Source organism: Streptomyces sp. NPDC029674 (genome assembly GCF_044903205.1).
In the GTDB taxonomy this organism is placed as follows: domain Bacteria; phylum Actinomycetota; class Actinomycetes; order Streptomycetales; family Streptomycetaceae; genus Streptomyces.
In genome coordinates, this window is sequence record NZ_JBJDPY010000017.1 from 1 (window position 1) to 14799 (window position 14799).

General features: G+C 68.5%; 14 protein-coding genes. 8 read left to right on the plus strand and 6 right to left on the minus strand.

From position 1 onward, the window contains the following. The first annotated feature begins 567 nt into the window (after positions 1–567). Positions 568–2979, plus strand: a complete 2412-nt coding sequence (locus tag ACI2L3_RS31840; protein ID WP_404755870.1) for a Helicase associated domain protein — start codon at positions 568–570, stop codon at positions 2977–2979. Between the two features lie 114 nt (positions 2980–3093). Here the strand turns inward: ACI2L3_RS31840 and ACI2L3_RS31845 are convergent, their stop codons facing one another. The 3 genes from ACI2L3_RS31845 to ACI2L3_RS31855 all read right to left on the minus strand — a co-directional run bounded on the left by ACI2L3_RS31845 (position 3094) and on the right by ACI2L3_RS31855 (position 6147). After that, complete coding sequence (locus tag ACI2L3_RS31845) at positions 3094–3963, minus strand: hypothetical protein (RefSeq protein ID WP_404755871.1); 870 nt, start codon at positions 3961–3963, stop codon at positions 3094–3096. 406 nt (positions 3964–4369) lie between these two features. Continuing rightward, the gene (locus tag ACI2L3_RS31850) at positions 4370–4912 is read right to left on the minus strand and encodes a flavoprotein (RefSeq protein ID WP_404755872.1); all 543 of its coding nucleotides are present in this window, start codon (positions 4910–4912) and stop codon (positions 4370–4372) included. Beyond that, positions 4909–6147 carry a helix-turn-helix domain-containing protein gene (locus ACI2L3_RS31855; protein WP_404755873.1) on the minus strand — a complete coding sequence of 413 codons (1239 nt, stop codon included), beginning with the start codon at positions 6145–6147 and terminating at the stop codon, positions 4909–4911. The genes ACI2L3_RS31850 and ACI2L3_RS31855 overlap by 4 nt, the downstream gene beginning before the upstream one ends. A gap of 80 nt (positions 6148–6227) precedes the next feature. Here ACI2L3_RS31855 and ACI2L3_RS31860 point away from each other — a divergent pair, with 80 nt between their 5' ends. From ACI2L3_RS31860 to ACI2L3_RS31870, 3 genes are all read left to right on the plus strand, one after another. After that, positions 6228–6701: a hypothetical protein gene (locus tag ACI2L3_RS31860; RefSeq protein WP_404755874.1), complete on the plus strand. Its 474-nt coding sequence runs from the start codon at positions 6228–6230 to the stop codon at positions 6699–6701. Beyond that, a complete protein-coding gene (locus tag ACI2L3_RS31865; RefSeq protein WP_404755875.1) occupies positions 6698–7102 on the plus strand; it encodes a restriction endonuclease in 405 nt (134 codons plus the stop codon). The genes ACI2L3_RS31860 and ACI2L3_RS31865 overlap by 4 nt, the downstream gene beginning before the upstream one ends. A 73-nt stretch (positions 7103–7175) precedes the next feature. After that, on the plus strand, positions 7176–7637 hold the full coding sequence (locus tag ACI2L3_RS31870) for a hypothetical protein (RefSeq protein WP_404755876.1): 462 nt from the start codon (positions 7176–7178) through the stop codon (positions 7635–7637). A 12-nt stretch (positions 7638–7649) separates the two neighbouring features. Here ACI2L3_RS31870 and ACI2L3_RS31875 read toward each other — a convergent pair whose 3' ends face one another. Next, the gene (locus ACI2L3_RS31875) at positions 7650–8102 is read right to left on the minus strand and encodes a hypothetical protein (RefSeq protein WP_404755877.1); all 453 of its coding nucleotides are present in this window, start codon (positions 8100–8102) and stop codon (positions 7650–7652) included. A gap of 77 nt (positions 8103–8179) precedes the next feature. Beyond that, positions 8180–8743: a hypothetical protein gene (locus ACI2L3_RS31880; protein ID WP_404755878.1), complete on the minus strand. Its 564-nt coding sequence runs from the start codon at positions 8741–8743 to the stop codon at positions 8180–8182. Positions 8744–8848: 105 nt separating this feature from the next. Between ACI2L3_RS31880 and ACI2L3_RS31885 the strand changes: the two genes are divergently transcribed. From ACI2L3_RS31885 to ACI2L3_RS31900, 4 genes are all read left to right on the plus strand, one after another. Beyond that, positions 8849–9604, plus strand: a complete 756-nt coding sequence (locus ACI2L3_RS31885; RefSeq protein ID WP_404755879.1) for a hypothetical protein — start codon at positions 8849–8851, stop codon at positions 9602–9604. After that, positions 9523–10797 carry a Mu transposase C-terminal domain-containing protein gene (locus tag ACI2L3_RS31890; RefSeq protein ID WP_404755880.1) on the plus strand — a complete coding sequence of 425 codons (1275 nt, stop codon included), beginning with the start codon at positions 9523–9525 and terminating at the stop codon, positions 10795–10797. The genes ACI2L3_RS31885 and ACI2L3_RS31890 overlap by 82 nt, the downstream gene beginning before the upstream one ends. 86 nt (positions 10798–10883) lie before the next feature. Further along, complete coding sequence (locus tag ACI2L3_RS31895; RefSeq protein ID WP_404756018.1) at positions 10884–11852, plus strand: TniB family NTP-binding protein; 969 nt, start codon at positions 10884–10886, stop codon at positions 11850–11852. A gap of 314 nt (positions 11853–12166) precedes the next feature. Next, complete coding sequence (locus tag ACI2L3_RS31900) at positions 12167–12589, plus strand: helicase associated domain-containing protein (RefSeq protein WP_404755881.1); 423 nt, start codon at positions 12167–12169, stop codon at positions 12587–12589. A 388-nt stretch (positions 12590–12977) separates the two neighbouring features. Here ACI2L3_RS31900 and ACI2L3_RS31905 read toward each other — a convergent pair whose 3' ends face one another. After that, positions 12978–13499, minus strand: a complete 522-nt coding sequence (locus ACI2L3_RS31905) for a hypothetical protein (RefSeq protein WP_404755882.1) — start codon at positions 13497–13499, stop codon at positions 12978–12980. Between the last annotated feature and the right edge of the window lie 1300 nt (positions 13500–14799).

Consider the following 14799-nt stretch of genomic DNA (forward strand, 5'->3'; position numbering starts at 1 on the left):
CCCCGCGGAGCGGGATGTGACGCGCTGGCGCGCGTCACAGTGACGCGAATTGCGCAAGCGCAATTCGGATTCCCGCGCAAGCGCGGGAATGAATTCCGCAAGCGGAATTCTAAAAACGTGCAATTCGCGCAAGCGCGAATTGAGGGAATTCCGCAAGCGGAATTCCTGAAGCTGGCTAGGAGGGAGGGTGCGTCACGCTCGGGGCTGTGTAGCGTCTGGGAAACCAGGCCGCCACCCCCGCAACGGAAGTGACGGGCCGTTGGCCTGACGCGGTGCCGGCTCCACCGCAGTGACGGGCTCCGCTGCGCTCCACTCAAACCCCTCCCCCACCCTCGAAACAGGCCGCCCACCTTCACCAATACCCCGCCAGCATACCCCATTGCCCGCGCACCGGAGCGGGTTTCAGTCAAGTACCAGCCTACAGGGCGAGCCGTTGCATGGATGATGCATCACTGATGCTGGCTGTGTAGAGTCTGGGGCCAGACGCCATCACTCCGGCCCGTCACTCACCGCGCCGGACTCTCATTCTGATTACGCGCCGCATTCCGCGAGAAGGAGCACATGGGAATGGCCGTGAAACTGCGTGAACACCAGATTGAGGCCGTAGCCGCCATCGTGCGCGGCCTCGATATCCCGCCGGGCGGCATTCCTTGGAATGGTCTGCGCGGGCAGGTGCACGCCGCGTGCGGGACGGGGAAGACCATCATCGCGGCGGCCTCCGCAAAGCGGATTGTGCCCCGGGGCCGCGTTCTCGTGGTGGTGCCGACCCTGGATCTCTTGACGCAGACCGTGAAGGCGTGGAGTGAGGTCGGGTACAAGGGGCCGGCGGTCATGGTGTGCTCGCCGCTGGACGATCCGGAGCTGTGGCACCTGGGGGTGCGGTCCACCACCAATCCCGTGCAGTTGGCGTTGTGGCACGGGGCGGGGCCGGTGACCATCTACGCCACCTACGCGTCCCTGGGGGTTCTGGTGGAGGCGTTCGAGGGCGCCTACGGCCAGCAGTTGGCCCCGGTGGACCTGGCGGTGGTCGATGAGGCGCACCGGACCAGTGGGTCGATGGGGAAGGCGTGGGCGGGCATCCACGACCAGACGAAGATCCCGGCGCATCGTCGGCTGTATTTGACGGCGACGCCGCGGATTTGGGAGGAGCGGCTGAACCGTGAGGTCGCGGAGGGGGTGCGTGATCCGCTGCCGCGTGAGATGGCGGCTTCCATGGATGACGAGGAGGTCTTCGGTCCGGTCCTCTACAAGCTCTCGCTCGCGTCGGCGGTGTCGCGGAAGTTGCTGGCGCGGTACCAGATCATCGTCCTGGAGCTCCAGGACCCGGAGGTTACGCCCGAGCGGTTGATGGGCGAGGAGCGGCACACCGAGGAGGTGCGCGGGCAGCGCCTCGGAGCTCTCCAGGCCGCGCTCCTGCACACGATGGCGCAGCACGGTCTGCAGACATGCATCACCTTCCATCACCGCACGATGGAGGCGCAGGCATACGCGGAGGGCCTGGAGAGGGTGGCGGCGAAGCTGCACGCTGACCAGCCGGAGATGTACCCGAGGCGGATCTGGGCGGATTGGCTGTGTGGCGAGCACGTCCCGGAGCGCCGGCGGGAGGTCCTGGGTGGGTTCGGGTCCACGGCGCAGCGGGCCGTGCTGTCGAACTGCCGGGTCCTGGGGGAGGGCGTGGACATTAGGGCCGTGGACTCCGTGGCCCTGCTGGACCCGAAGGGAGCTCCGCACGACATCGTGCAGGCGATCGGCCGCGCGCTGCGTCAGAAGCCGGGAGAGGGAAAGCTCGCCTCTTTGATCGTGCCGGTTTTCCTCCAGCCCGATGAATCGCCGGAGGATATGTTCACCTCGGGTTCGTATCGGCCTTTGGTGAAGGTATTGGAGGGTCTGCGGGCTCATGATGAGGAGGCTGTGGAATTGCTTGCGATCCCGCAGGAGCCTCAGAAGGACATGGTGCAGCCGTCCGAGTCCATCGGTGTCGCGCCCGAGGAAGGCGAGGACGAATCCCGGTTGCTGCTGCGTTTTGCGGCTCCGCGTGATCCGGCGATGGTCGCTAACTGGGTGTCCTTCAACGTGATCGACACCGAGCGGCAGGACTGGGCGCGCGGCTGGGCGAAGTTGAAGGCGTACGTCGAGCGTGAGGGGCACGCCCGGGTTCCGTACGAGCACAAGGAAGGCGCGTTCCCTCTGGGGCAGTGGGTTGCGGAGCAGCGCCGGGCGTACGGGGCCGGGCAGATGAACGGTCGGCGCGCGGCGCGGCTGGAGAAGCTGGGCATGGCCTGGTCGGCGGCCGATGCGCGGTTCCAGGAGAACCTGGCCGCGGCCCGCGTGTACTACCAGGAGCACTGGACGCTGTGCGCGCCCCGGTCTGCGGCCGCGCTCGACAAGCCCGTGGGGCAGTGGCTGTCCAACCTGCGCCGCCCCGGTGCGCTGGACGGGCACCCGGAGTGGGAGGCCGCGTTGGAGGCGATCGACGAGGACTGGAACCCGGTGTGGCCGGCGGAGTGGCAGAGGCATTACGCCGCACTACGCGAACTCGTACGCGACGAGGAAGGCCCGGCGGAGGTCCTGCCCGGCTTCACCGTGCACGGCATGGACGTGGGCAAATGGCTGACCCGACAACGGAAACCGGAGGTCTGGCAGGCCCTGCACGATGGGCAGCGCGAGCGCCTAGAGCAGCTCGGCATCACCCCGCTCGCCGCTCCGGCCCCGGTGGAGCCGGAGGTGTCCGCGGAACCGTCCACGACGCCCGTGAGCGCCTTCGACAGGGGCATTGCGGCCCTGGCGCAGTACAAGGCCCGCACGGGCTCTGTGAGGGTCCCCAGGGGGCACGTAGAGGTGTTGCCGGACGGGACAGAGGTCAAGCTCGGGGTGTTCCTCAGCAACAGCAAGAGCCGCCGGGCCAAGCTGACCGTCGACAAGCTCGCCGCCTTGGCCGGCCTCGGGCTGGAGTGGGCGGCCACGGAAGGAGCGGCGTGATGACTACGCCCGAGGAAGAGCGGCGCGTGCAGGACACCGTACGGCGGCACGCCCACAACAGGGCCTTCGCGGAGTCGGTCTGAAGTCGGCGGCGTCGCGACGTCACATCTTCGGCTACTTCTTGCGGACTGCGCCCGTCGCTATCCAGTGGACGAGGAGAGCGGCAGTGTGTACGGCGGTCTCGGCAGCTTCCTGTGTCATTGGTCGGGTGGTGGGACCGCCAGCGTGGCGGTCGCGCTGTCCGTGCCAAAGGAGGTTGAGGAGTTCGACGGCTGCGTTGATGTTCGCAGGATCCCCTGTTCGGTCCTGCACCACCATCTCGTACTTGTTCCTGCCCTGATCGAGAGTCGACCGCACAGCCCCCAGAGTGGGCTCAGGCGACTTGGGGAGGAACAGCGGGTTGGCTACGGCTTCTACCGCCTTCACGGACTCGGAGTAGGCAACGCTGGGGTTGGGGCTGATGCCATAGGCCGCAGCAAAGGCTTCGCGGAGGTGTTTGCCTGCATCCTGTCCCTGCTTGTCCGCGGCCTGCACCGCAGCCTCCAGGGAGCGCCGCAAAGTCACATCGACCCTGCGGCACAACCCGTTCTTGTCAGGGTTGACCGTGTAGGCCGATCCTCCTTCGGTAAGGATGTAGTCCAACTCCTGCCGAAGGTCCTGGGTGGAGGCTCCGTACCTTCCCGATGTGAACGGGTTGACTTCTGCGAGGCATGCCAACAGCGCATCGACAATCTCTATGAAGATCATCGGGTTCGTCTGATCATGGTAATTGGCGAGCGAATCTTCTGGTGAGCGGCTGTTAAGGACCTTGGAGGGCAGACGCAGGCGCAAACAGACAAGGTCGACAAGCGGATAGTTCGATACGACTCGACCGACCCACTGCCTCACGGGAACGGACAAGTGATCAGGAAGCTCTTCATACAGGACTTCTGGATCTTGATTGCCGTTGAGGCGGTCCGTCAGCCGTCGCCATGTTCTAGTCACACGGAAGAGTCTATTTCCACACCGCCCTGCCCATCCTGCGCTTTTCTCACGTAGTTCTTGGCGCTCCGGTTGAAGTGCTTCTCGATTGCACGTCGCTGGCTGTCGGAGCTACGGGCCAAGGCTGTGGCACCGCACCTGGACTGACGTCCAGCTACAGGGTGAGGTCGGTGGACAGGGCTCCGGGGCCAGGGCCAGCGGCACCGCTCCCAGGCCCTACACGCACTAGGGTGCGATGCCCGGGGGTTCTGAGCTGCGGCATCGCACTGGTGTGCGTGTAGGGCCTGGGGTCCCGGGCCGCTCCCTAGCCAGCGAGGCAGTGTGAGAGGAGACCAAGGTCGGCCGGTGGGCTGGCGCGGAGCGCTCCCAGGAGGGATCCGGGGCCGGTGCTACCTCTGGCGAGCGGGGGTTAGGCGGGGAGTGCGTCGATTGCGGCCTGCCACGGGTAGGCGTCGAGGTCGCCGTGCTTGGGCTTGTGGGGCACGAAACCACCCTCCCCGAGCAGCACGGTGACGCCCGCTTCGCGCAGGAAGGCGATGTGGCCGGCCACGGCGGGGTGCGCGGCCTGGGCGTCGTTGAAGTGCGGTAGGGCGGTGATCGGCAGGCCGAGGCCGATGCCTTCGGTGATCAGGCCGAGGGCGAGGGTGTCACTGATCGCGGTGGCCCACTTTGCGAGGGTGTTGTTGGTGAGCGGGGCCACGAGGATCGCGTCCGGGGCGGGCAGGACGTCCGGCTGGGAGGGCAGCTTGTACTGCCAGCGGACCGGGTGCCCGGTCCGCTCCTCCAGGGCCTCGATCTCGCCTTCGGCGTCCTCGCTGAGCCAGCGGTACGCGGACGGTGTGAGGATCACGCACACGTCCCAGCCCGCCGCCTGGGCGGCGCGGACGGGGACGTGGAGGCGGCGGGCGGGCGGGGCGGCGCAGGCGATGAGGTACAGGGTGCGTGTGGTCACCGGGGCAGTCCACAACGATCAGCAAGTGCGCGCAAGCGCCCCTCCGCGGAGCCGGTGCCCAACAGGCGCAGGTCCTCCACGAGTTGCTTGGTGCGGGGGCGGCACAGGACTTCCTCGGGTGCCTCTTCCTCGGCTTTGAGGAGCGTGGTGACCGCTTCGGTGCGCAGGCCGGCTTGCTTCTCGCCGATGGCGCGGTCGGTGAGCAGGTGGGCGCGGCGCTCGCGCGGGAGGTCGGCGAGGGCGGCGTGGGGGATGTCGGCTGCGACGGCCACGGCGTCCGCGCCTTCGCTGAGCTGGACGTGGGCGGCGACGCGGTAGAGCTTGCAGTTGGTCGGGCCGAAGCTGGTCCACAGTTCGTCACCGTCGAAGCCGAGCCGGTCGGCGTGTTCGTCGGCCTGGTCCAGGAAGCCGGGCACCGCGCGGGCGAGTGCGGTGGGGTGGTGGTCGTCGGCTTCGGCAGCGGTGGCCTGCGCCATCGCGGCCTTGAGGAACAGCATGCCCAGCACGGAGAGCCCTTCGGGGCCGCGCCGGAGCAGGTCGGCCTCGAGGCGGCGGGCGGCGGCCGTGACGAACGCGACGGCGGCCGCGGCCTGGCCGTGGTTGGTCATGGCGTCCGCGAGGTGGCGGGCCGCGGACGCCATGATGACCACATCTTGGGAGCGTTCGGCAGCGGTGACCGCGCGGTGGCCGGCCACGACGGCGAGTTCGGTGTCGCCCCATTTGATGGCGGCGGCCTCGGTCAGCTCCAGTGCCAGCGACAGGTGCCGGTACGCCTGAAGCTGGTCGTCGCCCTGGTGGTGTTCGGCGGCCCGGGTCGCGTCCACGAGCAGCTGGGGGATCTGCACCCCGAGCTGGGCGAAGTGCCCGGCCTGGAAGCCGGTGCGGGCCAGCCACAGATCGCGCTGCAAGGCGGCGACGGGCACCGGTTCGGCACCGGAGTCGTCGCACCGGCCGGTGATGACGTCGTGTCGCTGCAGAGCGCGGCGTACGGCGTCGATCTCGAAGTCGGCGGGACACAGCACCGCCGGGTCGTGCAGCAGCCGCTCCAGTGTGATGCCGAGGCGTGCCGCGATCTCGGTGGCCACCGACAGGTTCGGGTCCGCCTGGCGGCGTCCGGCCTCGAGTTCCTGAACCCAGCGCACGGAGCGCTGCATCAGCGCGGCGAACTCCAGCTGGGTGTGGCGCCGGCGGTCTCGCCAGTAGGCGACACGGCGGCCGAACTGGATACGGTCCATGGCGGGCTCCGGAGCGCGGAGTTGAGGACCCACACACATCGTGTGGGCTCATCCCGGTATACCGCTCCTACCGTCCGCTTATGGCCAACTCCCCAAAGCGGTCCACCCCAACGTGGCACGATCTCGCGCAGCCCAGCATCGGCAAACAGGCGCGGTGGGGGCGAGGGCTGGAGCGGACCCGGTGGGCCTCCTGCGGCAAGGAATGGGACGCGGTGGCCATCACCCCCATGAAGCGGGGCCTTAACGTGCTCACCGCACTGCGCATCGGCCCGCGGCGCGGGGCCCTGGTCCTGGCCGACCACCTGCGCGACACGCTGTACGTGATGGTGGAACCCGGCACCGGCGACGTCCTGGCCGGCCTGCCCGGAGTACGGGTGCTCTCCGGCGGCAGCGAACTGCTCATGCCCACCACCTACGGCGACACCACGGCGGCCGCGGACCTCATCAGCCACCCCCGCATCGGCGAGCCGCCCGCCCTGATCCCCACCGACCGGCTCGCGCAGGCTCTGCGCGATCTCCCCGCCGACGCACCCGAAGAGGCACCCGTGTCATGAACGGCTACACCGTGCTGTACGACCCCGAAGGACACATCGACGCACAACTGCCGCTCGATCGCACCACACACGAGCGCCTCGCCCGCGCCGTGCTGGCCTGGTCCGACACGGACGTGCTGCGGCCCGACGACTACGCACAGGTCGGGCTGCTGCTCGCCGGGGCCACTCGTGCGGTCGCCGACGACGTCCGCGCGCTCGCGGCCAGGCTGCCCGAAAACGACGGCCGTCGGCTGTTCGCCGAATTCGTCGTGGGCCAGGCCGACGACTGCCTGGCGCGGCCCTCGCGGACCCTGCTCCGCGTCAGGGACCGGGCCCGCACGCTGCGGGCCTTGTACGAACGGCTGGACCGCCTCCAAGGCGCCACTCCTGCTGTGGAGACGACCACCACGGCCTCCTCTTGATCGTCGCCCGGCGCCGCCTCCCCCGTCGCTTCTTGATCTGGCGCGAGACCCCTGTTGTCCCTACGGTGGACGAATGGGGTGGGGAACGCTTATCGGTACGGGGCTTGGCGCCATCGTCGGCGTCGGCTCCACCTTGCTCGTCGACCGGGTTCGCTGGCGCCGGGAACAGGACACTCGCCAGGAGGAGATCCAGCGGCAGTTGTACGGGGACTACCTGGCTGCCCTGGAGCGCACACGTACCCACCTCAAGGACCTTCGTCGCCTACCGGACCAAGCCCCCGACGAGCGGGCGCGTCAGGTCCGCGACGCTTTCCGCGAAGGTGGCACCTACGAGCTGGCTTATCGGATCGCTATCACTGCGCCGGATTCTGTGGTCCGTGTCTCCGAAGACGCTCAACACAAGTTGCGGGACCTGCGGGACGCGCTCATCAGCGGCGCCGAATGCGGCACCCGCTCCCCGGTCCAGGCGGCGCTGCGCCAATCCATCGAGTCTCTCCGGGACGCTATGCGAGCGGCTCTCGGCACGGCTGCATAGCTCACACGCTGGTCACATGAGGGTGCCCTCAAACTTCGGGTACACGACGGGCTCGTCGGCGTTTATCCCCCACGGCACGAACACGCGGACCGGGCCGCCACCGCGGTGCAGCACTCCCCAATGACGTACGCGCTGCGAGGGTGGCCAACTGCCGATCGGGGGCGCCGCGACAAGCTCGTCCGAGCGGACGCACTCGAAGTGCCGGAGCTGGCCGCGACGTAACGGCGGGGCCGCACGGCCGTTGGACAGCGTGACTCCATAGCGTCGGGCCCCGGGGGATGTTGGTCCCCCGGGGCCCGTGGTGTGTCCGACTCGGGGCCAGCTCTTCCCGGCCGCCGTGGCGGTGAGCCAGTCGGCGGCTTCGGCGTCGGTCATCAGCAGGAGCTGCGTCGGGTGGGCGGTGTCGTCCTGGACGACGTGGGCGCGGTCCGGGTGTCCGCTGCTCTTGGGGGCGGAGTCGGCCACTGCGTGAGCCGCAGGACGGGAGGGTGGGACGCCGACATCGGCGTCCCACCCTTCCGTCACTTCCCGGCGCGCTCGTATCAGGACTGGGTGTCGTCCGGGTCGGTGAGCCAGGTGACGACGTCGGCGTCGGTCATCCAGATCGCCTGCGTCTCGTGAACTTCGCCGTACTGGATGACGTGGCCGCGGCCCCGGTGCTTGCTCGGCTTCGGCGCGGGGCCGGCGAGCGGGGCGAGGCGCTGCCAGGTGGTGGTGGAGACCCGGGCCAGGATCACCGTGCCGAACAGCTCGTGCGGCGCGGCCCCGAGGATGCTGGCGGCGGGCGTGCCGTCGAGGATGACGTGCACACGGGCCGCGCGTCCGGTCCACAGCGCGGCCTCGAGGGCGGTGACGGCCGGGGACGTGTGCGGGTCGTCCTTGTCGCGGAACGTCTCCCAGTAGCGGGTGAGCTGGCGCAGCGCGTGATAGGCGCTGTCCATCGAGACGATGAGCCGGGGCGCGGCGTCGAGCTCGGCCTCGGTGAGGGTGAGGCGGCGCGACAGTTCTTCCCCGAGGTCGACCAGCACGTCGCCGGCTACACCGGCCCCCACATCCTGGCGCGCGGCCAGGCCGTCCAGGACGAAGCCCGCTTCACCGTGGCCCAAATGCAGGAACTGCTGGACGAATGGATCACCGCGTGCTGGCAGCACCGCCCCCACGACGGGCTGCGCCACCCCCTCCTGCCCAAGAAGGCGCTGTCCCCGGGCTAGATGTGGGCCGCGCTGCTGGGCGCGAGCGGCTACGTGCCGCTGCCCCTGAGCGGAGCCGACTACACGGCACTGCTGCCGGTGCGCTTCCACCCGGTCACCGGCCGCGGCATCCGCATCAACTACCGCACCTACGACCACGCCATCCTCAACGAACACCGAGGACGGCCCTGCTCCACCGGCCCCGGCGGCAAGTGGGAGGTCCACCTCAATCCGCACGACGTCCGCCAGATCTACCTCCGCCTGCCCGACGGACACCTGCACGAGATCCCGTGGATCCACCGCGACCACGTCCACGCGCCCATGAGCGAGACCACCTGGCGCCACATCCGCACCACCCTCGAGCAGCGTGCCGAACGCGAGGCACACGAAGCCGCCCTCGCCGAGACCGCCGACCAGATCCTGCGCCACACCCGGCCCACCACACCGGCGCCGCCAGCCGTGCCCGCCACGGCGCCGGGCACGCGCGCCGGGAAGGCGGCCTCCCAGGCAGCAGGCGGAGAACCGGCAGCACCGCACCGTACTGCGGCCCAGGCCGCAACGGGCGGGCCGACGAACGGGTCGTCGCCGCCGTCCGCGAGGCGCTGCGCCGCCGCCGCGGCCGCTCGAAGGGCACCATCAACGGCCTGTTCCCCCTCATCCACCAGATCCTCAAGGACCGGCACGGCCCCGGCACGGTGCCGGCGCCGTCGCACGACACCACCCGCCTGGACGTCCTGGCCCTCTTCGACGACGGGCGCCTGGCCCGGCCCGAACTGACCATCGCCGTCGACGTCGCCACCCGCGCGATCCTCGCCGCCGTCCTGTGCCCCAGCGCGACCAAGGCCGTCGACGCGGCCCTGCTGCTGGCGGAGATGGCCGTCCCCCATCCCGCCCGGCCCACCTGGCCGCACATCCTGCGCATGGACCGCGCCCCCGCACTGCCCCACCAGCGGCTGGCCGCGCTGGACGAGCGCCTGGCCGGTGCGGCGGCCCGGCCCGTCGTCCTGCCCGAGACGATCGTCGTCGACCGCGGCAAAGTTTTCGTCTCCGCCGCGTTCACCGCCGCCTGCGAACACCTGGGCATCAGCGTCCAGCCCGCCCCGCCCCATGCCCCCACCGCCAAAGGCATCGTCGAGCGGACCTTCGGCAGCATCAACCACCTGTTCTGCCAGCACCTGCCCGGCTACACCGGATCCGACGTCACCCGCCGCGGCCCCGACATCGCGCAAGACGCCTGCTACAGCGTCGCCCAGCTGCAGGACCTGCTCGATGAGTGGCTGGTGCACTATCACCACCGGCCCCACGAAGGCCTGCGTCACCCGATGATGCCGAGAAAGGCCCTCACGCCGAACCAGATGTGGGCCGCGCTCGTCGCCGTCGCCGGACACGTCCCCGTCCCGCTCACCGGCCGCGACTACCTCGAACTGCTGCCCGTGCGCTGGCAGGCCATCACTCCTGCCGGCATCACCATCCACCACCGCACCTACGACCACGATCTCCTCGCCCCATACCGCGGCCAGCCCTCCCCCGTCGCGGGCCGGGGCGGGAAATGGGAAATCCACTACACCCCCCACGACGTGCGCCAGATCTGGATCCGCCTGCCCGACGGCGAGCTCACCGAAATCCCCTGGATCCACCGCGACCACGTGCACCAGCCGTTCAACGACCACACCTGGCAGCACATCCGCACCCACGCCCACCACCACAACCACGACGACAGCCAGCAGCATGAGGCCGACCTGGCCGACGCCCTCGACCAGCTCATGCGCCGCGTCCACAGCGGTCACGCCACCACCACCGAACAAGCCCTCCTAGCCCGCGCCACCACAACCCCGACCCCCGCCACCGACGAGCCGGCGCAGCACGACGAAGACGACAGCATCGACGGCCTCCCCGACGACGGCCCCCGCCCCGCCGCCGCCATCGGGTTCGGGCTCTACGACGCACACGAGGAAGCCGCCAAGTGGTGAACACCCGCCCTCGCTCCGCAGCGCAGGCCCCGGACAGCGCACTCGCCAGCGCGCACAGCGACGGTTCGGCCGAGCCGTCCTGGCCCCTGACCACCTGGCAGGGCTGGCAGCGTTTCGCCACCACCGACCCGCCCGCCCCGCCCCGGCCCGGCGACCCGCCCCGCAGCACGGAAGAACGCCTCGCCTACCACTCCGCGTTCGTCACCATCCGCACCCCCGCCATCAGCCAGCTCGCCACCCAGGTCCGCACCCTGATGATCCTCGGCCGCCACCAGCAGACCACCGCACGGCCCTCACTGATCGTCACCGGACCCGCCGCCGCCGGGAAAACCACCGCCCTGCTCAACGTCGGCCGTGCCTGCCACCTCGCCCACACCCGCCAAAACCCCACACCACCCGGATCAGCCCACACCGCCGCACCCGTCGCGTACGTCCTCGTCCCGCCCGGCGCCACCGCGAAAACCCTCATCACCGAGTTCGCCCGCTACCTCGGCATCCCCGTGGCCGCCCGCATGACCCAGACCCAGATCACCGACGCCGTCTGCCACACCTACACCCAAGCCGGCGTCCAACTCGTCCTCATCGACGAGATCCACCGCCTCAACCCCCGCACCACCACCGGCGCCCAGACCGCTGACCTACTCAAAGACCTCACCGAACGCCTGGCCGCCACGTTCGTCTACGCCGGCATCAACGTCACCGACACACCCCTGTTCAGCGGCACCCGCGGCGCCCAACTCGCCGGCCGCGCCACCCTCATCACCTGCGGCCCCCTCCCCGCCCGCCACGGCACCCGCGAACCCTTCCGCGACGTCATCACCGACATCGAGAACGCCCTCGACCTCACCCACCACAAACCCGGCACCCTCCCCCGCCACACCGCCTACCTCCACCAGCGCACCGCCGGCCGCATCGGATCCCTCACCCGCCTCATCCGCCAAGCAGCCATCACCGCCATCCACGACGGCACCGAACGCATCACCAAGGCATCACTCGACACCATCCGCCTCGACCACCTCGCCGAAACCCACCACCACCCCACACGAAGCCGCTAACCGGCCAGTCCCGGATACAGACAGAACAGCCCTGACCAGCAAAAACACCAACCGAGCCTTTACACGCCAGCGAAACCCACAACGAACCCGGCCCCACTCAGCACACACGACACAACCCCAGCCCACACACCCAACTGCCCCCCGGAACCGCGCACCCAGCCACTCTCAACGAACCCACAACACACCAGGCCAGCAAGCCCGCGATACACCAACAAACCCCCCTCCGAGCGTCACGCGAGCAGCTGGAGGAGATCGACGTCTCCTGGTGCCCGAGCTGGCCGGTCACCTGGCAGCGCTGCTTCCACCTGGTGCGGATGCACCTGGACGCCGGTGAGGCGCTGCCCACCGAGGCGGGCGAGGTCCTGCGCCAGGGCGAGGATCTCGGGCGGTGGGTCCAGTCGGTACGGCTCGGCTGGGATCAGCTCACCACCGTGCAGCAGTGGATGTGCGAACACGCCCTCGGCATCGAGCCCGCCACCGAAGACGAGAAGCCGAAACCGCGCCACACCCAAGCCGACAAGTGGGCACTCAACTACCAGGCCGCCAAGCAGTACTACCAGCGCGAAGGCCACCTCCAGGTCCCGCGCAAGCACATCGAACGGATCGCCGGCGGCGAGGACCATGAGGAGCGGGAACACAAGCTGGGGGCCTGGATCAGCAACCAGCGCAGCCGGGCCGCCACGCTGACACCGGAGCGGATCGAGCAGCTGTCCGCGATCGGGATGCGGTGGTCGTGATGGCCATCGTCGTCACCGCGGCCGCCGCACTCGCGGCCGGCTACCTGCTCGGGCGACTGCGCCCGGGCAGCGGCTCGGCGACTGGGCCGCCGATCAGGTCCGCTTCACCGGAGAGTGGGTCCGGAGCGGTGCTGGCCGCCAAGCCGCGAGGTCGAAGTGCAGACGGTTCTACTGTCCGGCCAGTGCCGCGTCCCTGGTGCGGCCACGTCTGGGAGTTCTTGAACGTCGCGCTGAGCGCGGTGCACATGTAGGAACGCCAGGGGTACTACAACGAACCCGGCCACACCGCCTGCTCCCGGTACAGCAAGAACTGCCCTCCGAGCGTAACCACCCGCGAACAGCCCCAGGTCCTGAGTGCAGATACGCAGGACCCGGGGCTGTACTGATGTCAGCCGTGAATCAAAGGCGAACCGTCAAGTTTCTGAGTGATGGCGCCCTTACCATCGCCTTCGATGTCGTAAACAATCGTCGAGTCTGTCGACCACCAGAGCTCGCCGTCGTAAACCGTGGGCGGCGCGACGCAGGTGTTCGCAGGATCCACCGGGAACCACGAGTGGTTTTCGTTAACGATCTTGGTCCAGTCGCACGTCTTCGATGTGACGACGTGATCCTCGGTAGTTTTGGTCAAGCGCTCTTCGATTCGAGTGGTGATCTTGAAGCTGGTGAACCGCTTAGAGTTGTCGACGACTCGGTCATCTACGATTTGCCAGTTCATGATCGATTTTCCGGTCATGCTGCCAGACAGGGTGGCGATGTTCTGGACGGAGTATGTTGTTTGCGGCTTGTCCCCAGGAAATACCACGTCGAACTGCGAGTTGGCGGTGTCCGCTGAGGCCGGTACGGCCGCCAGGGCGACGAGTGTGAACGCGGTGGCTCCACCAGCGACGGCGGTGGACAGAAGCTTCATCATGATGGTGTCCGTTCCGGTTGGGTGGGACCAGAGAGAAACAGGCCCCTAAGAAACGGCAGGGCCATAGGACCATGCCGATGAGGAGCAGTTAAACCGAGTCGGCGTGCGTCGGGCGCCGCCAATATTCGAGAGAGGGAAAGGCCTAGATCAACAGGCTGCAGTTCTCGGAGATCGGGTAATCCGGCCTTCACTTAGCCTGGATTCACATGGAATCCGACCATGCCGTGGCGTCCTGCATGGGCTGATGATTTGAGTGCGTCCAAGTGGCCGCCGGCAGGTGCCCGTCATCGAGCATGCAGGAGGGAGCCACTCACTTTTGCCGAAGTGTGAAGCAGGACTACGTCCTCTCGAAGCCTACGGTGAAGCACTTTGAACGCCGTCACTGTAGACGAGGCCTGAACCTGTCCTACGCCCCAATGCGGGTATGAGTCATCTTGCTGACCTGAAAATGCCTAGGCCCGGAACATGGCTGGAGAGGGCCCAAGCCGTGGAGCTCACGCGTCCGGCATATGCGCAGTGCGCGAAGCGGAAGAGGGCCAAGCCCCTCCGCTGCAATCGATAATGGCTTAAATCCCACAGACGGGAGTGAGTGTTCGCGTCATCAGTCCGAGATGGCCAGATGCAGGGCGAGGGTGCCTGAGACGAGGCAGGTCTTGAGTGGTCGAGTGCCGGCGCTTGCGAAGGAGACGGGTTGCGCTGCCAGCACCTCGGTAGCCTTCCTGGCCCGGTACGTGATGTCGGCTTCGGCGAGGGGCGACGCCAATTCTTTCGGCCGACTGTTGTGGGCGTCACCGGTGGCCGCGAGCTGGACTTACGGGTGGCCGTTGCGGAGATGGCGAGAGTGAGGAGGGCCTGCCCGCACGTTCCCATGCATGGCTCGCGGGTACCGGACTCCCTGCGGGCCCGCGGGTGCAGCCCTCCTCGCGCGCAGCAGGTCTCCGATCGTGTCCGCGCTCGTCTGGTGCCCCTGGCTGGGTGAGCCGGCCGCAAGCCTCCATCACTTCACGGTTCAGCACAGTGGCGACGTCGGCGGCCCCACTCATCACGTTCACGGGTGCCAGCAACGCGGGCCGAAAACCCGATCAAGGGAATTTGGACTCTGCCCGGTCTGCCTATCTGTCCCAGAGACTCCTCGCCGGTCTCCAGCTCGTCCAGGCCCTTACGGCCCGTCATCTTGTTGACCTGGTGCAACCGCTCGACCACTCCCATACCACCGTGGCCCAGGTTCTGGGCTTCGGTCTCCGCCAACAGCCGCTGCTGCTGGTCGGGAAACAACACTCAACTCGCAGGGAGTTGACCA

What these genes read in the sequence shown, in the direction of transcription:
- ACI2L3_RS31840 (WP_404755870.1), top strand. Translation starts at nt 568, where the DNA reads ATGGCCGTGAAACTGCGTGAACACCAGATTGAGGCCGTAGCCGCCATC.
- ACI2L3_RS31855 (WP_404755873.1), bottom strand. Translation starts at nt 6,147, where the DNA reads ATGGACCGTATCCAGTTCGGCCGCCGTGTCGCCTACTGGCGAGACCGC.
- ACI2L3_RS31860 (WP_404755874.1), top strand. Translation starts at nt 6,228, where the DNA reads ATGGCCAACTCCCCAAAGCGGTCCACCCCAACGTGGCACGATCTCGCG.
- ACI2L3_RS31865 (WP_404755875.1), top strand. Translation starts at nt 6,698, where the DNA reads ATGAACGGCTACACCGTGCTGTACGACCCCGAAGGACACATCGACGCA.
- ACI2L3_RS31870 (WP_404755876.1), top strand. Translation starts at nt 7,176, where the DNA reads ATGGGGTGGGGAACGCTTATCGGTACGGGGCTTGGCGCCATCGTCGGC.
- ACI2L3_RS31885 (WP_404755879.1), top strand. Translation starts at nt 8,849, where the DNA reads ATGTGGGCCGCGCTGCTGGGCGCGAGCGGCTACGTGCCGCTGCCCCTG.
- ACI2L3_RS31900 (WP_404755881.1), top strand. Translation starts at nt 12,167, where the DNA reads ATGCACCTGGACGCCGGTGAGGCGCTGCCCACCGAGGCGGGCGAGGTC.
- ACI2L3_RS31905 (WP_404755882.1), bottom strand. Translation starts at nt 13,499, where the DNA reads ATGATGAAGCTTCTGTCCACCGCCGTCGCTGGTGGAGCCACCGCGTTC.